Here is a 19,947-nt window from a genome sequence, read left to right as displayed (position 1 = left end):
GGTATGTTGCGAAATTCTTTAGCGTTCGTGATGATTGATTGCGCGTGAAATAAAATCTCCCAAGCTTTGCACAATCTGCACGAGGATAATGCAAAGAATAACAGCCACTGTCATCACATCGTATTGATAGCGCTGGTATCCGTATCGTATTGCAATATCTCCGAGTCCGCCTGCGCCAACTGTTCCAGCCATTGCGGAGAATCCAAAAAGCGTAATAAATGTAAGCGCAGCTCCGCGAATTAGCGAAGGTAAAGCTTCCCACAGCAACACTTTGCAAACAATTTGCAATTTGCTTGCTCCAAAGCTTTGTGCTGCTTCAATTAAGCTTCCGTCAACTTCGGCTAAAGATTGTTCAACTACTCTAGCAACGAATGGTGCAGCAGTAATTACCAGTGGCACAATAGCTCCAGGAACTCCCAAAGAAGTGCCAACTATGAGACGAGTAAAAGGAATTATTGCAACTAATAAAATAATAAACGGCACAGAACGCACGATGTTAACAATCCAGCCTAGAACTGCGTTAATTGGCGCGTTAGGGCAAATACCTTTTTTGTTTGATGTAATGAGAAGTACGCCAACTGGAAGTCCAATAAGGTATGCAAAAAGTGTTGCAACTGATGTCATTACGAGTGTGTCTTGCACGCCTTCAATAAGTAAGTCACCGTAGTCGTTAAAAAATTGTGTAGCAGCTTCTAACATTGTTATTTCACCTCATTGGTAAGCGCGTTTGTTTGTGCGTCTGTTGCCTCGTTTGCAAGCGTGTTTGTAGTTTTAGCACGATGATTTTCTTGTTTTTCATCTGCAATAAGAGTTCGCAAAATATCGCTTTGTGGATTTGCAAAAAGCGTATCCGTGTCACCTAATTCCACAATGCGTCCGCCATCAATCATTGCAACTCGGTCGCAAATATTTCGTGCTACAGCCAGCGAATGTGTAATAATAACAAGTGTTACGTTGAGTTCGCGGTTAATTCGGCGCAATAAATCAAGGATTTGCGCAGTAGTTGTGGAGTCCAGTGCGCTTGTTGCTTCATCGCAAAGCATAATCGACGGATTATTCGCCAATGCTCGTGCAATTGCTACGCGCTGCTGCTGTCCGCCTGAAAGTTGGCTAGGGTAGCGGTTTGCAAAATCTTTTAAACCAACTAAGTCAAGCAAGTAGTTTGCGCGTTCTTCTCGTTCCTTTTTTGCAGTGTGATTTAACTCTAATGGGAAAGTGACGTTTCGCAATACTGTACGTTGCTGGAAAAGGCTAAAATTCTGGAAAATCATGCCAATATTAGTGCGTACTTTTGCAAGTTCTTTATCTTTTACTTCGCTAATATCATTTCCGTCAATAATAATTTTGCCAGAAGTTGGTCGCTCAAGCAGATTCATGCAACGAACTAGCGAAGACTTTCCTGCACCAGAAGAACCAAGGATTCCGAATACTTCTCCCGATTCAATAGTCAGATTAATGTCGTGTAATGCTTCATTCGCTTTGCTACCTTTGCCGTAGCTTTTGTGAAGATGTTCGATCTGAATCATGCTTTTCCTTAACAGATTATTGCTTTCTGTGTGAAATATACTTCGTTACTAACTAGAGTTACTAACTAGCGTCATTAACTAGATTATTGACTAGCACGCACATTACGTATATTACACGCTTATAAAATAATGCCGCAAAGCATACACGAAGCATACACATGCGGCATTAGGTGGCTACATTGTGAGTATTATTTAGAAAACAGGAAGCACAGCGCCTTTGTAAGTTTTAGTAATATAGTCGCGCACTTCGCTTGTCTTCAAAGCTTTGAGTAAGGCTTTGATTTTTGCAAACTTTTCAGAGCCCTTCTTTACTACAATAATATTTTCATAAGTTTTAGCCGCAATGCCACCAACTTTTTCTGAAGTAAGTGGGTCTTTAGTTGGGTTAAAACCAGCTTGAATAGCGTAATTGCCATTCATGGCAGCAAGATCCACATCCTTAATGGCAGTAGGAACTGTTGCCGCTTCAAGTTCTTTAAACTTCAAATTCTTAGGATTCTCAGTAATATCTTTTGTAGTAGCGTTAATATCCTTTGGATTCTTCAACTTAATCAATCCAGCATCTTGCAAAAGAAGCAATGCGCGAGCCTCATTAGTAGGATCATTTGGAACTGCAACAGTTGCGCCATTTGCTAATGCTTTAATCGTCTTGGTTTTTCCTGGATACAATCCAAATGGTTCAAAATGAATTCCACCTACTGAAACAAGGTGAGTTCCCTTTTCCTTATTAAAGTTGTCAAGATAAGGCAAATGCTGATAGTAGTTTGCGTCAACTTCGCCTTCTTCAGTAGCTGTATTTGGCTGCACGTAGTCAGTAAATTCCTTTACTACTAGCTTGTAGCCTTCTTTTTGCAAGATTGGCTTTACAACCTTATTTAAGATTTCAGAATGCGGAGTAGGCGAAGCAGCAACAGTAATAGTTTTGTCATCCTTCGCGCCTGCTTTTGAGCTACCGCAGCCACTTAAAGTGAAAGTCGCTAATGCTGCCAGTGCTGTAATTGATGCAATAACTTTAATTTTTCGCATATTTCCTGCTCCTTGTTCGGTGAAATTCGTTTAAAGTTAAATCCCCTTCGCGAGTAACGAATTATCAATATAGGCGAGAAAAATCAATAATTCTATACTTTGCTTATTAGTATTATTTATGACGTGTTAATAATTCGCATACTTGCAGTGTGGAAAGAGAAAAAATAAGTTTTTCAACACGTCGCTTACTTGCAATGAAGCTATCTACTAGACTGTAATGTATGAGTTTTTTGCGATTGGCGTTAGCGCAGATAGATACCTGCGTTGGGAATATTGATAGCAACGTTGAAAAAGTTTTGAAGTATGCTGCGCGCGCAAAGCAGTCGGGTGCTCGCATGGTTGTATTTCCTGAGATGACTTTGACTGGGTATCCTATTGAAGACCTCGCCTTGCGTGCCACGTTCCGCACAGCTGCACAAAAAGCTGCAGACTTGCTTGCATCAAAACTTTCAGAAGAAGGCTTGGGGGAGCTTTACGTAGTAGTTGGAACTGTTGGCTTTGACGAGTCTGCTGGAAAGCCTCGAAACAGGCTTCTCGTATTGCATGAAGGCAAATCTGTGTTGCAATACGACAAGCATTTCTTGCCAAATTATGGTGTTTTTGACGAGTTTCGTATTTTCTCTTCTGGCAATAAGTGTGAGCTGCTGGAAGTAGATGGAATACGTCTAGGTTTTGCTATTTGCGAAGATATTTGGCAAGACGGCGGTCCTGTTGCGCGTTTGGCAAAACTTGGTATCGATGCGCTAGTAACTATGAACGGTTCTCCATATGAGGAAGGTAAAACTCATGTGCGCTTGAGTTTGGCTCAAAAGCGCGCTGTTGAAGTCAATGCGCCGGTTGTGTATGTGAACCAGGTCGGTGGTCAAGATGATTTGGTTTTTGACGGTGGAAGTTTTGTTGTTGATTCTGACGGAACTTTGCTTGAACGCTCGGCAATGTTTGCTGAAGATTTGTCGTTTGTTGATTTTGATAACTCGCTGAAAAAGCAGAAAGTTTCAAGCATTGCTCCAAAACTTGACGCAGATGAAGAAGTGTATTGTGCGTGTGTTGTAGGTCTTAGAGATTACATGCGTAAGAATGGTTTTAAGGGCGTGTGCTTAGGACTTTCTGGAGGAATTGATTCTGCCTTAGTAGCTACTATGGCTGCCGATGCTTGCGGTGGAGCAAATGTGTATGGCATTTCTATGCCAAGCATGTACTCTTCGGACGGTTCTAAAGACGATGCGCGCGATTTAGCAGAGCGAATTGGCGCTCACTACGATGTGCAACCAATTGAACCGCTTTTTAAAGCTTTCCAATCACAACTTTCCTTAGAAGGAGTTGCTGCGGAAAACTTGCAAGCTCGCGTTCGTGGCGTAATCGTAATGGCATATTCAAATTCGCGCGGTGTTTTGGCGCTCGCAACTGGTAATAAATCGGAGCTTGCTTGCGGATATTCTACTATCTATGGCGATGCGGTAGGAGGGTATGCTCCTATTAAGGATTTGCTTAAGACGCGCGTTTGGGCACTTTCTCGTTGGAGGAATCGCGCTGCGAATGCTGGAGTAGGTATTGGTATGCTGCCAATTGTTGGATATGAGGATTCTCAGAAAGCGAAAGCTCCGCAAGATGGCGTGCTTATTCCTGTTAATTCTATTATTAAGCCTCCGAGTGCAGAGTTGCGTCCAGGGCAAAAGGATTCTGATTCTTTACCTGAGTACGATTTGCTTGATCGCGTTTTAGAGGCTCATATTGAGCTTGCTCATGGTAGAGCGGATTTGCTTGAAGATGGTTTTGACGAGCATACTGTTGACACGGTTATGCGTTTAGTTGATCGCGCAGAATGGAAGCGCAGGCAGTATCCACTTGGACCAAAAGTAAGTGCTATTGCTTTTGGCAGGGATCGCAGAATGCCTGTTACCACAGCTTTTCGTGAATAAATGTGATGTATTTCACTAGATTTTTTGCAAAACTACTCGTGTATGCGTTTACCCATGCTTTAACATTGTTATTAGGGCAGCGTGAAGATGCGTTGCGGGTACAAAAGGAGTCTAAACATGACATCAGTTGATGCACCAGTTCTCAGTGAAGAGGATCTTCGTACCGAAGCGTGGAATGGTTTTACTGACGGCAATTGGAAGAAAGACATTGACGTACGCGACTTTATATTAAAGAACTATACGCCATATGAAGGTGACGAAAGCTTCTTGGCAAATGCCACTGAAAAAACGAAGCACATGTGGAAGTATCTCGACGACAACTACTTGGCTGTTGAACGTGAACGTCGTGTTTATGATGTTGAAACTCATATCCCAGCAGGCATTGATGCAATGCCAGCAGGCTACATTGAAAGCCCAGAAGTAGATAACGTAATCGTCGGTTTGCAAACTGATGAGCCTTGCAAGCGCGCTATGATGCCAAATGGCGGTTGGCGCATGGTTGAGCAGGCTATTAAAGAAGCTGGCAAGGAAGTAGATCCTCAAATCAAGAAGATCTTCACCGTCTACCGCAAGACTCATAACGATGGTGTATTTGGCGTTTACACCAAGAATATTAAGATTGCTCGCCACAACAAGATTTTGACCGGTTTGCCAGATGCTTACGGCCGCGGTCGTATTATTGGCGATTATCGTCGTGTGGCTCTTTACGGCGTGAACATGCTTATTGAGTTCAAGAAGCGCGACAAGGATTCGATTCCATACCGTAACGATTTTACCGAGACTGAAATTGAGCATTGGATTCGCTTCCGCGAAGAGCATGACGAGCAGATTAAGGCTTTGAAGCAGCTTATTAACTTGGGTAACGAGTACGGTTTGGATTTGACTCGTCCAGCTAAGACCGCTAAGGAAGCTGTTCAGTGGACTTACATGGGCTATCTTGCTTCTGTTAAGAGCCAGGATGGCGCTGCAATGAGCTTCGGTCGCGTTTCTGCATTCTTTGATTGCTACTTTGAGCGCGATTTGAAGGCAGGTTTAATTAACGAAACCGACGCTCAGGAAATTATTGATGCTCTTGTTATGAAGCTTCGTATTGTGCGCTTCTTGCGTACTAAGGATTACGACGCAATCTTCTCTGGTGATCCTTACTGGGCAACTTGGTCCGATGCAGGCTTCAGCGAGGACGGTCGCACTTTCGTAACCAAGACTTCGTTCCGTTTGCTCAACACTTTGACTCTTGAGCATTTGGGACCTGGTCCTGAGCCAAATATCACTATTTTCTGGGATCCAAAGCTTCCAGAAGCTTATAAGCGTTTCTGCGCACGAATTTCTATCGACACTTCTGCAATCCAGTACGAGTCCGATAAAGACATTCGTGAGCACTGGGGTGATGACGCTGCTATTGCTTGCTGCGTTTCTCCAATGCGCGTCGGTAAGCAAATGCAGTTCTTCGCTGCTCGCGTGAACTCTGCAAAAGCTTTGCTTTACGCAATCAACGGCGGTCGCGATGAAATGACCGGTATGCAGGTTATTGATAAGGGTGTTATTGACCCAATCAAGCCAGAAGCTGACGGTACTCTCGACTACGAGAAAGTTAAGGCTAACTACGAGAAGGCTTTGGAATGGCTTTCCGAAACCTATATTGAGGCTTTGAATATCATCCACTACATGCACGATAAGTACGCTTACGAGTCCATCGAAATGGCTTTGCATGATAAGGAAGTTTATCGTACGCTTGGTTGCGGCATGTCCGGTTTGTCTATTGCTGCAGATTCCTTGGCTGCTTTGAAGTATGCAAAGGTTTACCCAATCTACAACAAGGATGCTAAGACAACTGAAGGCCACGAGTACGAGTACATTGAGGGTGGCGACGACGACTTAATCGTTGGCTACAAGACTGTTGGCGAGTTCCCAATTTACGGTAACGACGACGATCGTGCAGACGACTTAGCTAAGTGGGTTGTGAGCACTGTTATGGGTCAGGTAAAGCGTTTGCCTGTGTACCGTAATGCTGTACCAACTCAGTCCATTTTGACTATCACTTCTAACGTTGAGTATGGCAAGAACACTGGTTCCTTCCCATCCGGTCACAAGAAGGGTACTCCGTACGCTCCAGGCGCAAACCCAGAAAACGGCATGGATTCGCACGGCATGCTTCCTTCGATGTTCTCCGTTGGAAAGATTGATTACGACGATGCTCTTGACGGCATTTCGCTTACGAACACCATTACTCCTGATGGTTTAGGTCGTGACGAAGACGAGCGCATCAGCAACTTGGTTGGCATTTTGGATGCTGGCAACGGTCACGGTTTGTACCACGCGAACATCAACGTGTTGCGTAAGGAACAGCTTGAAGATGCTGTTGAGCACCCAGAAAAGTATCCGCATTTGACGGTTCGAGTTTCCGGCTATGCAGTGAACTTCGTGAAGCTCACTAAGGAGCAGCAGCTCGACGTTATTTCTCGTACATTCCACCAGGGTTCAGTTACTGACTGATTTGGTTGATTAGTAAACACCGCCGGGAGCGAGGCTAGTTTCGCTCCCGGCTTTTGTTAATTGCGTATATTATTTATTATTTATTTATAAATAGTTTGGAGGGCAGTTAGATGGCTGAAAACACAGCGTTTCGTACCACAACTCAGCATATGTTGAAGGAGTCAAAAGAGTATGCTCGCCAAACTTTAATGGGTGGACTTTCCGGCTTTGAATCTCCAATTGGATTAGACAGAAAAGATCGCCTTGTAGCTCTTAAAACTGGCGATATTGGATTTGTGCATTCGTGGGATATTAACACTTCTGTTGATGGTCCTGGTACTCGTATGACAGTGTTTATGAGTGGCTGCCCGCTGCGCTGCCAGTATTGCCAGAATCCTGATACTTGGAAAATGCGCGACGGAAAGCCAGTCTATTTAGATGCGATGATTAAAAAAGTTGACCGTTATCAAAGTCTTTTTAAAGCAACAGGCGGTGGGATCACTTTTTCTGGCGGCGAATCCATGATGCAGCCGGCTTTTGTATCTAGAGTTTTTCGTGCTGCAAAAGAGATGGGCGTTCATACTTGCTTGGACACTTCCGGATTTTTGAATCGCAATTATACGGATGAAATGATTGAAGACATTGATCTTTGCCTTCTTGACGTTAAATCCGGAACTGAAGAAACGTATAAAAAAGTAACTGGCGGCTTACTTCAGCCAACTATTGACTTTGGTCAGCGATTGGCGAAGGCTGGTAAGAAGATTTGGGTGCGTTTTGTGCTCGTTCCAGGTTTGACAGACAGCGAAGAAAATGTTGAAAAAGTTGCTGAGATTTGCGATTCGTTTGGTGATGCTGTTGAGCATATTGACGTGCTTGGCTTCCATCAACTAGGTCGTCCAAAGTGGCATGAGCTTCGAATTCCGTACCCTCTTGAGAATCAAAAAGGACCTTCTAGAGCACTTAAAGAGCGAGTTGTAAACCAGTTCAAAGACCACGGTTTTGTTGTGTACTAGACTGAACCTCGATGCGTTTTAGGCAATTTTTGCGTATTGTATTGTTTTTTTTTTAAAGGATTTTGTATAATTACACAAACACCCTTTTTAGAGAAAGGATACGCAATGAAGCGCAGAATAGGTTGTTGGATTGCATTAGCTTTTGCATTAGCGTTAGCTATTTTTGCACGGTGTAACGATCAGTTTGGCTTTGGCACAGCGCTTATTATTTTAATTGTTTTGCCGATAATTTTGTTGCCGATAAATATCGTTGCGGCTTTCGATAAGAAACTTCTTATTGAAGTGCCAATAATATCTATTGCTATAACCATTGCTACAGAACTTGCCACTTTCCCAATAAGAGATTTAGGTTTACATACTGTCTACGTTATCCCAACAGTTTTAGTTTCGGCAGTCGCATTTACTCTTACTAGATTCCTTAAAACTAAGCTTGTTAAACGCATAAATGACGAAATAGCAAACAATAAAACAGATTGATTATTTAATTGATTATTTATTTTTTGAATAGTCGTAGTTGTGTGCGAAAGTTGAAGCCGTGTTAAAAGATGCATAATCTATAACACGGCTTAAATATATCTTGCGCAACATTTTGCAAAAAGTACAGAATAAGTTGCAAAAAACGTAAGAATTTGGCTAAAGCATGCAAATCGGGAGGCGTACTTGAACGAGGAACCAAAGCTTTTAAAAGAGCCTAGAGAAGGAGTTCCAGAAGTCATTGATACGCTTGAAGCATATAAAGATTATTGCAGCTTGTTGGCATCAGGTTCCGGTTCTTTAGCTGCAGATGCTGAGCGAGCTTCCGGTTTTAGATATGGTCATGAAGATTGGCTGATTCAGTTTAAACGCAAAGGTGCAGGAATCGGGTTACTGGATCCAATAGAACTTACAAAACTTGGAGCCGATTGGAACGAATTTAACAAGGCAGTAGGAGATGCGCCTTGGATTATCCACGATTCGATGCAAGATTTGCCAGGATTTTTCGATATTGGTTTGCGTCCTCGTGCTTTATTCGATACCGAGATTGCGGCTAAATTACTTGGTAGAAAGCGCTTTGGTTTAAGCTCTGTAACTGAATATTATTTGGGTTTGACCCTCGCAAAAGAACATTCCGCAGCGGACTGGTCTTATCGTCCACTTCCTAGAGATTGGCGAAATTACGCGGCTTTAGACGTTGAATTACTTATTGAGCTAGAAGAAGTAATGCGCGGTGAGCTAAAAAAGCAAGGTAAGCTTTCCTGGGCGGAAGAAGAATTTAAACACTTACTTAATAAGGGTGCACAAAAGAAAGCTCCGCATCCGCGTCCATGGCTTAAAATATCGCATATAAGTGTGCTTATGCACGATCGTGTTGGTTTAGTTATTGCGAAAGCATTGTGGCAAAAGCGAGATGCTTTAGCGCGTGAATATGATATTGCGCCAACTCTGCTACTTTCTGATGCTGCGATTATTGAAGCTGGTAAGCGTAAACCTAGTAATGCGCGCGCGTTTCGTGCTATTCGTTCTTTGAATGAGCGAGTGCGAATGCACACTGGCAGTGAGCAAGACAAAATGTTCGAGCGTTACGCTCCAATTCAGCGCAAAATTAAACCATCTATTTGGAAAAACGTTATAGAGAATGCTATTTTGCGCGCTAAATCTGGTGAAACAGCTATGGATGATGTGCATCCAGTATTACCGAATGGAGCTATTCAACTTAATTCGCGCGAATCTCGTAAAACGAGCGTACTTAAATCAACAGATACTGACGAGTCACAAGGTTCTAACGATTGTCAGGATTGCCATGATTCATCAGATTCGCAGTATTTACAGGATATGCAAGATTCACAAAGCGCTCCTAGATCTATGAAATATTGGCGAGAACATCACCCTAAGCGTTATGAGCGTTTACAAAGAGTAAAAGCTGAGTTAAATCAAATTTCTGAATACACTCATACTCCTGCAGAAATTATTATCAAACCACAGATTATTCGTAATCTTTGCTGGCGTGATGATGCGCAAGATATTGATGTTAAAACATTCTTAAGTGAGCATGGTGCTCGCGAATGGCAAACCCGATTGGTAGCTGAGTCCGTAACTCGCGCTATCATGTAACGGTTGTGCCATACGGCAGAAGCTAGAAAAAACGTAATTTCAGGAGCGCAAGCGTGAAAATCAGCGTCAGGAATCTTGAGCCAACTAAAGTTAAGCTCACCATTACCGCAGATCTCGAAGACTTCAAACCATTCTTGGAAGAAGCTCGTAAGGAGATTGCTAAGCAAATTAACGTGCCAGGTTTCCGTAAGGGACATGTGCCAGGCAAGATTGTAGATCAGCGCGTCGGTTTCGCAGCTGTTGCTGGCGAAGCCGTAAATTCCGCTGTACCAGAGCTTTATTCCAGGGCTTTGGAAGAAAAGAAGATCCGCCCAATGGATCAGCCAGAATTTGACGTTCAGGAAGTTCCAACGTCGACTGATGCAGATGCAAGTCTTAAGTTTGTAGCAACAGTTGAGCGTCGTCCAGATTTCAAGTTGAACAAGTTCAAGGGCGTTGAGATTGAAGTTGAGAAGCCAAAGGTTTCCGACAAGGATGTCAAGGAGCGCTTAGAAAGCCTCCGTCAGCGTTTTGCTACTTTGGTTGGTGTTGATCGTCCTGCAGCTAAGGGTGATTACACTAACATTGATTTGGAAGCTCGTATCGATGACGAAGTAGTTGATGCACAAGAGGGCGTAAGCTACGAAATCGGTTCCGGTGTGTTGCTTGACGGTTTGGATGAGGCTTTGGATAGCCTTTCCGCCGGTGAAGAAACCACCTTTGAAGGTACTCTCGAGTCCGGCAAGCACAAGGGCGAGAAGGCTCAGATTAAAGTTAAGGTTAATTCCGTAAAGACTCAGGAATTGCCAGAGCTTGATGATGATTTTGCTCAGGAAGCTTCCGAGTTTGATACTTTGAAGGAATTGAAGGCAGATATTCGCAAGGCTTGCGAGCAGGCTGCTGAAGGTCGTCAGGCAACTAATGCCCGTGACGCATTCCTTGTTAAGCTTCAGGAAGAAGTTGAAATTCCTGTGCCAAAGGGCGTTTTGGACAAGGCTGTTTCAGAGCATTTGAAGGGCATGACCCCTGATCCTGAAAAAGCTACCAAGAAGCAGAAGGACGAAGCTCAGCAGGCTGCTGAGAAGGAACTTCGCGACCAGATGGTTCTTGACGCTTTGGCTGAACAGATGGATGTGACTGTTTCCCAGGCTGACGTCACCAACTTCTTGGTTTCTGTTGCTCAGCAGTACGGCATGGATCCAAACCAGTTCATTAACGCAATCGTTAACAACGGTCAGCTTGGTTCTGCCGTGCAGGAAGTTGCTCGTTCTAAGGGCTTGCTTGCTGGTATGCGTGCTGTAAAGTTCGTTTCCGGCGGAGAAGCTCTTGACTTGAGTGCATTCTTGTCTGAGGATGATGACGAAGACGAAAGCGTGAAGGCTGCTTCTGCTGCTGCAGAAGTTGCTGACGAACTTTCTAAGTAGTATTTTTCAAACAAGAGAAAGTTTATACTTTCTCATATTTGCTAAAACCCAGGGCTTTTGCTCTGGGTTTTTGTGTTGTTGTTATACTTTAAATAAATGAAAACAAATAAAATTAAAAACAAATAACATAAGGAAGGCTGCTGCTAATGGAAAAACGCAATTTGCAAATAGTAGGCAGTAAAAAACTTTGTAAGTGTTTGAGCTACGTTTTTACATGTTTACGATTAAGTCTTATTGCCTTTTTTGTTGCAGTTATGGCTGGGGTTGGTGCAATATTATTAACTCTGTTACTACATGCTGTGCAAAACGTAATGTTCGGATTTTCAGAATCCGCTCTTAAACCTTCGCCAGTTGGATTGCCAATATTGCACTACGTTGCTGTTGTATTAATTGTGATGTCTGTTGCTGCAATTATTTGGATGTGGTTATGGACAAAATCTTCTAATCATATTGTCGATATAGCTCATGCTGTTAGTGGCCAATCGATGCCATTTAATACGACGATTATCCATGTATGTTTACAAATTTTTATAGTTGCTTCTGGCGCAAGTTTAGGTAGGGAAGTTGCGCCTCGAGAATTAGCTGCAATGCTTACTCAGAAGTTACTCCGCTTTATTCGAGTCAGTGAATTTCAAGCTCGTGTTTTGGTTGCAAGTGCTGCTGGTGCTGGTTTAGCTGGAGTTTATCGCACTCCAATAGCGGGTGCGATTATGGCACTAGGTTTGGTTGCAATTCCACGTTTTTCTCACGAATCGAAATCTTCTTTAAAGCGTTTGAAATGGTATTGGCTTATACAAAAATTTAGTATTTTTGCTATTGCGTTATTTATAAGTGAAATTGCATCATTGACTACTATTTTTGTGCTTGGGGATGAATCTTACTATTGTTTGCCAAGTCTTGATGACATCCATATTGTCAACGCGACTGTGTTGCTACTTGCAATTATAGTTGGCATTGCTTGCGGTATTGTTGGCACTCTTTTCCATAAGATGATTCATTGGGCTCGCTCTAAGTGTGCTCACAATTACCAAATCTTATATTTTTTGCCGCTAATGGGCTTAGTGACAGGATTAGTTGCATCGTGGAATCCAGCAATTATGGGCAATGGCAGAGCTTTAGCACAATACGCATATAACATTGCAACAAGTATTGCAATTGACAAAAACTCTTTGGTAACTTTGCTTCTACTATTTGTTGCAAAAATAATTTTAACAAGTTGCACTCTTCGAGCTGGCGCAAGTGGTGGTGTGCTTCAGCCGAGTATGTCGTCTGGAGCTTGCGTAGGGCTGATCGTAGGTTTTATAAGTATGAACATTCCAGTTGTTGGTGGCATGCTATCAAGTCAGCCAAAAATATTGATAATAGCTGCTATTTTTGGCGCTGCAAGTCTGCTAACTGCAAGCCGAAAGTCATTGTGGTTTGCGCTTTTTTTGGTAGCGCAATTAGTGAATGTGCCTATGATTATGATTATTCCGATGGCTGTTTCTTGTGCTGTATCTAGAAGCATAGCGATAATACCAAAAATTTTTATGCGCAAATAATGTTTGAATTTTTAGTATGGAAAATACAATATGTGCAAAATAAATGCGCCTATGCTAGTTCAGTATTAGCAAAGGCGCATTTGTTATTAGTAAATATTTTTTAGTTATGTTGGTTATTTTAGTTATTTTTTAATTAATTATTAGAACTGAATTCTTTATCTGCGATAAAAGTTCCATCATCGTTTGAGAAGGAGAAATGTATGCGTATTGGTGCAATAATTTTTTCTTTCATTTCATCCGATGCTGATTGTGGCATCAAGTTCGAGAGGCTATCGCCGTATGTTTGCATTCCAGTCTTTAACGCTGTAATTTCTAAATCAGATAGGTGCCTTTTGAACTTTGCATTTATATTGAGCTGATCACCTTTAGTGTCAAACGTTATGTTGAATGGTGAGCTGCTAGTGGCATCATTAAATCCATTAGTGAGTTTTTTAGCTTCTTCTGGATGGCAATGTACGTATTCTTCAATATTTGCGCTTTTTGGTGCAGCGCAATTGTAATGCGGTTTAAGATTAGTTGAAATTACGTAGCCACCTACTGCAACTATTGCTACTACTATGACAACAATAAGCCAAATGTATTTTGACTTATGAGCACTTGTATTTGTTGCATTTGGATAAGCGTTTGCAGGATAGTTGTTGACTGGTTGTTGATTATTCTGATATAAGTTTGGTTGGTAACCATTATTTGGATTTACATTATTAGGGTAATTGTTGTTCTGGTATCCGTTATTTGGGTATCCGTTGTTCTGGTACCCATTGTTTCCATAACCATTGTTTGGGTATCCGTTATTTGGATTTACATTATTTGGGTATGTATTATTTTGGTAACCATTATTTGGATACTCGTTATTTGGCATCGGAGCAGGCGAGTAGTTGTTGTCTGGCAATTGGTTAGGATCCATAATTACTCCTTATAATGAATTGATAATCCAATAAAAATATACTCAATAATGCATACTAACGTGAGGTAATAAGTAAAAATTACATCTGTTGATATGAATAAAATTTTAGAAATTTGGCGTAAAACATTCAATTCAAATCATATTTGCAATATTTTCTATGCGGTCATGCGCACAAGGTAGTGTAGAAATAATTACGTGGTAACAAGGAGATATAGTGACTGAGCTTTTTACAGCTTCTCCTGTGATGGAACAGGCTGAAGCGCCTACATCAACTGATTCTATTTTTAATCGGTTGCTAAAAGATCGCATTATTTGGTTGGGATCTGAAGTAAAAGACGAGAATGCCAATGTTATTTGCGCGCAAATGTTAATGCTTGCTGCGGAAGATCCTAAGAAGGATATTTGGTTGTATATTAATTCGCCTGGAGGTTCAATTACTGCTGGTATGGCAATTTACGATACTATGCAATTAATTGAGCCAGATGTTGCAACTATTGCTGTTGGCATGGCTGCATCTATGGGTCAGTTCTTGCTTAGTTCTGGCACTCCTGGTAAGCGTTATATTACCTCACATGCTCGTGTGCTTATGCATCAACCTTCTGGCGGTGTCGGTGGCACTGCTACGGATGTGCGAATTAACGCAGAGCTTATTATGGATATGAAAAAAACGCTTTCTGAATTGACTGCAAAGCAGACTGGTCATACGGTAGAGGAAATTTACCGAGATAACGAATACGATCACTGGTTTACAGCTCAGCAAGCTTTGGAGTATGGTTTCGTAGATAAAATTGTGACCACTCCTGCTTCTATGCGCGGTGAGGAGTAATTATGGCAAGTGAAGAAGCAAAGTTTGTTGCGCGTGCTGAGCGTTTAGCTGGTTTTGGCGGCGTTACTTCTGCTCAGCGCATTACTAATCGTTACGTGTTGCCTCAATTTGGCGAGCAAACTCCATATGGCATGAAAACGCAAGATCCTTACACTAAGCTGTTTGAAGATCGCATTATTTTCATGGGTGTGCAAGTAGATGACACTTCTGCTGACGACATTATGGCTCAGTTGCTTGTTTTAGAAAGCATGGATTCTGATCGCGATGTGATGATGTACATTAATTCACCTGGCGGTTCGATGACTGCTATGACTGCGATTTATGACACAATGCAATACATTAATCCAGATGTTCAAACTGTTTGCTTAGGTCAGGCTGCTTCTGCTGCTGCTATTATTCTTGCTGCTGGAGCTGCTGGTAAGCGCATGATTTTGCCAAATGCTCGTGTGCTTATCCATCAGCCTGCAATGGGTCAAGATTTTGGTAAAGCTACTGAAATTGAGCTTCAAGCTAAGGAAATGTTGCGTTTGCGTTCTTGGTTAGAATCAACTCTTGCAAAGCATACTGGTCAAGATATTGGGCGCATCCGTAAAGATATTGAAGTGGATACTATTTTGACTGCTCCAGAAGCTAAAGCTTATGGAATGGTTGACGAAGTGCTTGAGCGCAGAGCATAATTCAATCTTTACAACTTAGCGAGTATTTATCAATTCTTGCATTTCTTAACAACAAACCCCGGTCGACACGCCGGGGTTTGTGTTTTAGCGCGGATGGTTGTATATTAGTCAAGTTGCCGGAAACAAGGACATGGTTCTTGAGGCTGGAAACATGCGCCAGTAGCCCAACGGATTAGAGCATCTGACTACGGATCAGAAGGTTGCAGGTTCGAATCCTGTCTGGCGCACAAACAAAACGCGAAGCTTTTGCTCCGCGTTTTTTTTTAATTCGAATACAACTCGCTCGGTTTATGCCTCTCAGTTATACTTAAAAGTGCGAATCACATATTTTGCACTATAAAACGTTATAAACGTTATAAATGCATTTAGTGGAGGAAATATTTACAATATGATACGACGCAGTTGGAGAGTAGCACGCAATATTGCAAATAATGAGCGAATTTCTGGCTTAATTATGCTTGGTTTCGCTCTTACCGGCTTATTGCTTGCAAATATTCCTTTAACCGCACCAATATTTGAAGCCGTATCGCATACTCATGTAGGCATTCCGTGGACGAATATACACATGTCGATTGGTCACTGGGTACAAGATGGCGTGCTTACTATTTTCTTCCTTTCGGTTGGTTTAGATTTAAAACATGAGCTTATTGCTGGTTCGCTTTCTGACCCTCGCGCAGCTGCAATGCCAATGATTTGTGCTGTTGGTGGAATGATTGTGCCTCCTTTGCTGTTTGTTGCTACAGTAACTGTATTTTCTGAATTGCATGCTGGGCAGGAGATTATGCGTCTTACTTCTGGCGCTTTACCTTCGCTTGATATGGTTCGTGACGGGTGGGCAATACCTACAGCAACGGATATAGCTTTCTCTCTTGCTGTTCTTGCTTTATTTGCAAAAACTTTGCCACACGCTTTGCGCGCATTTCTTATGACTCTTGCTACAGTAGACGATTTGCTTGGAATAGCACTTATTGCTGTCTTCTTCTCGTCTCTTAACGCATGGTATTGGTTTGCTGGAGTAATTGCTTGCGGTTTGGTTTGGACTACTTTAGTGCGTTTGAAGCGCGTTCCATGGCCGTTGGTTGCAATAGTAGGAATTATGGCTTGGATTATGATGTATGAAGCTGGCGTGCATCCAACTTTAGCTGGAGTAATGGTGGGTTTGCTAACTCCGGCGCATTTAGTTCATGGTGAAAAAACGCTTCGGGCTGAACGCTATCGTGAAAAAATTCAGCCTGTTTCTGCGTTATTGGCTCTTCCAATTTTCGCTCTTTTCGCTACAGGAGTGCATTTTGAAACATTGACTTGGGAGTTGTTCTTCTCGCCAATTTTGATTGCCATCACTATTGCTCTTGTTGTTGGTAAACCTGTTGGAATTATGGCAACTGCTTGGATATCAAAGCGTGTTCTAGGTTTGAAAGTTCCTGATGGTCTTCGCGTAGTAGACTTAATGCCTACAGCATGTGCGTGTGGAATTGGTTTCACTGTTTCTCTTCTTATTGCCTCGCTTGCGTATTCTGACGCAGATTTGTCCGCTGAAGCACGTTTTGGCGTTCTTGTTGCTTCTATTATTGCTGCAGGAGTTTCTGGCTTCTTACTTTCTATGCAAGCAAAGCATATGGAAGAAGAATTAGATGAAGTTGAAGACTAGTTTTAATTATTATTTTCAATATATTTGAAAGTAAATTTCTAGGAGAAATCATGTTTAATAGTAAAGAAGATTTTTCAGTAGATGTTCCACCTTGGAATAACACGTATCATCGTGGTTCTGTTGTGATGCGCGGTTCTATGATTCCTAAGGAGAGCACTACAGAGACGCTTCTTCGTAACGATAACAATCAGCAGCTTGTTTCTGGAGTTGGTGTAGAAGTAGATAAGAGATGGGATTGGCGTAGCGCGGATCCATGGCGTGCGCTTCGTATTCAAGCTGAGTTTGTTGATGGTTTTGACGCGCTCGCATCGTTAGATAAAGCTGTTAGTATTTTTGGTTCTGCTCGAATAAAAGAAGATGATCCTGAGTATTCTTTAGCTCGTACTATGGGTTCAGAGCTTGTAAAACGCGGTTTTGCTGTTATTACAGGTGGCGGTCCTGGAATTATGGAAGCTGCAAACCGTGGAGCTGCAGAAGCTGGTGGTACGTCTGTAGGATTGGGGATTGAGCTTCCTCATGAGCAGGGTTTGAATAAGTGGATTAATCTTGGCATGCAATTTCGGTATTTTTTCGTGCGTAAAACAATGTTTATGAAGTATTCTTCTGGAATTATTGTGTGCCCTGGCGGTTTTGGCACGATGGATGAAATGTTTGAAGCTTTGACTTTAGTGCAAACGCATAAAGTTGCGCGCGTGCCTGTTGTTCTTTTCGGTACTTCGTATTGGAATGGTTTGATTGACTGGCTGAAGTCTACAGTAACTCAACGAGGTTTTATTTCTTCACTCGATCCGCACTTATTTGCTGTCACAGACGACCCAATAGAGGCAGTGCGCATAGCATCTGGAATTGAATAATCTAAGAGTTTTTGCGCTCGTTTACAAGCGTTGTAAGCTGCCAAATTTCTTCGCCAATATCAATTCCGCGAGGGCACTGTCTTGAACATGCTCTAACTGACTGGCATGCGCTAATACCGTCACTGCTGTCTATTAGATCAAGGCGATGCTCTGTTGCATTGTCTCTGGAATCGTAAATAAAACGAGCCGCGTTAACCAATGCTGCAGGCCCAATAAAGGCTTCTCCGCCTGCATAAATTGGGCAAATTCCTTCGCAAGCACCGCACATAATGCAATTGCTCAAAAGCTCAAATTTTTTAAGTTCCTCAGGATGTTGCAAAAACTCAATAAGCTGGAGTTTCCCTTCAGTATTTCTCGTAGAAACGTTAGATGCCTGCAAATAAGGTTCTAAGCGTTTTATTTGCGAAATCATAGGCGAAATATCGCAAATAAGATCTCGTTGAACTGCAAATCCTGAAAGTGGAGCAAGCTCAATAACACCAAAAGTGCCATTTTGCAAAGTGGTAGTCTCTTTAGATTTTTGCTGTAAAGTTGGCGATTTTGTCGACTGTGAGGAGCTGCTAGTAGTGCTAGTTTTTCTAAAGCCTCGAGATTGCACGCTATTTGTGCTTTCAGGACGTGCGTTTGCACCAATAGTTGCACTGCATAGTAAGGTTGGCATGCCATTTACGTTTGCAGCGTCGGAACCGCAAACGCCGTGACCGCATGAGTAGCGGAAAGCTAAAGTTGGGTCGATTGTGCGTTTAATAGTCAGTAAACAGTCAAGAATAGTGTCAGTAGAATGAACGCGTAAACTGTAATCTTGAACCCAATGCTTACCTTGAATTCGTTTTGGAGAAGATTCGTAAGATTCACCGGATTCACTAGATATTCTGGATTCACTAGATTCGGAAGAATTATTTATGTTATTTTCTGAAGAATCTAGTTTTGCGAAAGGATTACTGCGCTTTCTGCGCGCAAAAGGACTTTCTCTGCGCTTGCGCTCTGTCTGTTTACTGTTTGCATCATCTTCAGATTTATTACATGGAGTAAAGCGTGAAATACGCAAAGTAACAAGCGCAGTGTTATCACCAAGCTCATTACTCATTGCAAACCTCCAATACGTACTGTTCTAGTTTGCCACAATACTTGCACAGAAACATTTTTTAGTACTTGGCGCATCCTCACGTTAGGCTTGAACTATGACTGACGCTTTATTTTTGCTTGATACTGATCACGATAATGCTCCTGTGCTTGCAGAAGGAATCGAAGAAGGGTGGACGATTACGCTTCCATCTCAAGTAAAACGTCACGCTATATCTGCCATGCGACTATTAGAAGGCGATGCTTTGCAACTTTCTGACGGCAAAGGCTTGCGCATTCATGCAAAGGTGACGGATGTTGAAAATGGCTTAGTTCGTGTAGAAGCGTTTACTAGGGAAGCTCCGCGAATGACTAGACTTGCACTTGTTCAAGCTTTGGCAAAAACAGGGCACGATGAGCAAGCAATTGATATGGCTACGCAAATTGGCGTGGATGAAGTAATCCCTTGGTGCGCGGATCGTTCAATTGCAAAGTGGAAACCTGGTCGCACAGATAAGCGTTGGAGCCAAGTTTTACAGTCTGCTACAGAGCAATCTCGTCGCGCATGGATGCCTGAACTTCAAGAATGTGTTTCGAGCAAGCAAATAGTTGCAATATGTAGGCGTGCGTGCGTTTACGGAAATCTCGTAATCGTATTGCATCAAGACGCAACTGATTGCTGGAATCAAATAGAACAAGCAGTAAATACTCTTAGCGAGCGCTGTTTGGAGGATGGTAAAGAGCGTACTATTTACGTTTTAGTTGGGCCAGAAGGTGGTATTAGTGACGATGAAGTGTCAATGTTTATTGATGCTGGTGCTAAAAGCTGCGTTTTAGGCAGTAATATTCTTCGCGCATCTACTGCAGGACCTGTAGCTCTTTCTCTTCTTTCGCGTGATTTAGGACGTTACGAATAATCGCATAAATCGTATCTAAAAGTGCTCATAATTGTGTAAAATAATAGGAAGAGTGTCGATTGCTTTTG

Annotated in this window: 16 protein-coding genes, 1 tRNA gene and 1 pseudogene; 13 read left to right on the top strand and 5 right to left on the bottom strand. The window is 42.3% G+C overall.

From position 1 onward, the window contains the following. Nucleotides 1-18: 18 nt before the first annotated feature. From DOD25_RS03300 to DOD25_RS03290, 3 genes are all read right to left on the bottom strand, one after another. On the bottom strand, nt 19-699 hold the full coding sequence (locus DOD25_RS03300) for a methionine ABC transporter permease (RefSeq protein ID WP_004106344.1): 681 nt from the start codon (nt 697-699) through the stop codon (nt 19-21). A 2-nt stretch (nt 700-701) separates the two neighbouring features. Next, on the bottom strand, nt 702-1,526 hold the full coding sequence (locus DOD25_RS03295) for a methionine ABC transporter ATP-binding protein (RefSeq protein ID WP_004106342.1): 825 nt from the start codon (nt 1,524-1,526) through the stop codon (nt 702-704). Between the two features lie 192 nt (nt 1,527-1,718). Continuing rightward, nucleotides 1,719-2,552, bottom strand: a complete 834-nt coding sequence (locus tag DOD25_RS03290; RefSeq protein WP_004106340.1) for a MetQ/NlpA family ABC transporter substrate-binding protein — start codon at nt 2,550-2,552, stop codon at nt 1,719-1,721. A 221-nt stretch (nt 2,553-2,773) separates the two neighbouring features. On the opposite strand from DOD25_RS03290, the gene DOD25_RS03285 reads away from it, so the two are divergent. The 7 genes from DOD25_RS03285 to DOD25_RS03255 all read left to right on the top strand — a co-directional run bounded on the left by DOD25_RS03285 (nt 2,774) and on the right by DOD25_RS03255 (nt 12,991). Continuing rightward, nucleotides 2,774-4,471: an NAD+ synthase gene (locus DOD25_RS03285; RefSeq protein WP_064340564.1), complete on the top strand. Its 1,698-nt coding sequence runs from the start codon at nt 2,774-2,776 to the stop codon at nt 4,469-4,471. Nucleotides 4,472-4,588: 117 nt separating this feature from the next. Next, the gene (gene pflB / locus DOD25_RS03280) at nt 4,589-6,964 is read left to right on the top strand and encodes a formate C-acetyltransferase (protein WP_004106337.1); all 2,376 of its coding nucleotides are present in this window, start codon (nt 4,589-4,591) and stop codon (nt 6,962-6,964) included. 110 nt (nt 6,965-7,074) lie between these two features. Next, the gene (pflA, locus tag DOD25_RS03275) at nt 7,075-7,956 is read left to right on the top strand and encodes a pyruvate formate-lyase-activating protein (protein WP_004106335.1); all 882 of its coding nucleotides are present in this window, start codon (nt 7,075-7,077) and stop codon (nt 7,954-7,956) included. Between the two features lie 105 nt (nt 7,957-8,061). After that, on the top strand, nt 8,062-8,433 hold the full coding sequence (locus DOD25_RS03270) for a hypothetical protein (RefSeq protein ID WP_004119085.1): 372 nt from the start codon (nt 8,062-8,064) through the stop codon (nt 8,431-8,433). Nucleotides 8,434-8,616: 183 nt separating this feature from the next. After that, the gene (locus tag DOD25_RS03265) at nt 8,617-10,047 is read left to right on the top strand and encodes an HRDC domain-containing protein (RefSeq protein WP_064340198.1); all 1,431 of its coding nucleotides are present in this window, start codon (nt 8,617-8,619) and stop codon (nt 10,045-10,047) included. 53 nt (nt 10,048-10,100) lie between these two features. Beyond that, entirely contained in the window at nt 10,101-11,450 is a 1,350-nt protein-coding gene (gene tig / locus DOD25_RS03260) for a trigger factor (RefSeq protein ID WP_004119087.1), read from the top strand. Between the two features lie 254 nt (nt 11,451-11,704). Further along, nucleotides 11,705-12,991 carry a chloride channel protein gene (locus DOD25_RS03255; protein WP_231880173.1) on the top strand — a complete coding sequence of 429 codons (1,287 nt, stop codon included), beginning with the start codon at nt 11,705-11,707 and terminating at the stop codon, nt 12,989-12,991. Nucleotides 12,992-13,124: 133 nt separating this feature from the next. Here DOD25_RS03255 and DOD25_RS03250 read toward each other — a convergent pair whose 3' ends face one another. Continuing rightward, on the bottom strand, nt 13,125-13,895 hold the full coding sequence (locus DOD25_RS03250) for a hypothetical protein (RefSeq protein ID WP_064340609.1): 771 nt from the start codon (nt 13,893-13,895) through the stop codon (nt 13,125-13,127). Between the two features lie 214 nt (nt 13,896-14,109). Here DOD25_RS03250 and DOD25_RS03245 point away from each other — a divergent pair, with 214 nt between their 5' ends. From DOD25_RS03245 to DOD25_RS03225, 5 genes and pseudogenes are all read left to right on the top strand, one after another. Next, on the top strand, nt 14,110-14,721 hold the full coding sequence (locus DOD25_RS03245) for an ATP-dependent Clp protease proteolytic subunit (RefSeq protein ID WP_004106325.1): 612 nt from the start codon (nt 14,110-14,112) through the stop codon (nt 14,719-14,721). 2 nt (nt 14,722-14,723) lie between these two features. Then, nucleotides 14,724-15,398 (top strand): ATP-dependent Clp protease proteolytic subunit, encoded by a 675-nt coding sequence (locus DOD25_RS03240; RefSeq protein ID WP_064340608.1) that lies wholly within the window; start codon nt 14,724-14,726, stop codon nt 15,396-15,398. Nucleotides 15,399-15,551: 153 nt separating this feature from the next. Next, a tRNA-Arg gene (locus DOD25_RS03235) sits at nt 15,552-15,625 on the top strand. Between the two features lie 161 nt (nt 15,626-15,786). Next, nucleotides 15,787-17,025 (top strand): annotated as a pseudogene (locus DOD25_RS03230) (Na+/H+ antiporter NhaA); the annotation flags it as partial. Nucleotides 17,026-17,096: 71 nt separating this feature from the next. Continuing rightward, on the top strand, nt 17,097-17,900 hold the full coding sequence (locus DOD25_RS03225) for an LOG family protein (protein WP_064340649.1): 804 nt from the start codon (nt 17,097-17,099) through the stop codon (nt 17,898-17,900). A 1-nt stretch (nt 17,901) separates the two neighbouring features. Here the strand turns inward: DOD25_RS03225 and DOD25_RS03220 are convergent, their stop codons facing one another. Beyond that, complete coding sequence (locus DOD25_RS03220; RefSeq protein ID WP_112928674.1) at nt 17,902-18,987, bottom strand: succinate dehydrogenase/fumarate reductase iron-sulfur subunit; 1,086 nt, start codon at nt 18,985-18,987, stop codon at nt 17,902-17,904. Nucleotides 18,988-19,081: 94 nt separating this feature from the next. Between DOD25_RS03220 and DOD25_RS03215 the strand changes: the two genes are divergently transcribed. Further along, complete coding sequence (locus DOD25_RS03215) at nt 19,082-19,879, top strand: 16S rRNA (uracil(1498)-N(3))-methyltransferase (RefSeq protein ID WP_064340647.1); 798 nt, start codon at nt 19,082-19,084, stop codon at nt 19,877-19,879. The last annotated feature ends 68 nt before the right edge of the window (nt 19,880-19,947 follow it).

Source organism: Gardnerella leopoldii (genome assembly GCF_003293675.1).
Classification (GTDB): domain Bacteria; phylum Actinomycetota; class Actinomycetes; order Actinomycetales; family Bifidobacteriaceae; genus Bifidobacterium; species Bifidobacterium leopoldii.
The sequence above is the reverse complement of the archived record's forward strand: the minus strand, read 5'-3'. Positions and strand labels throughout refer to the sequence as shown.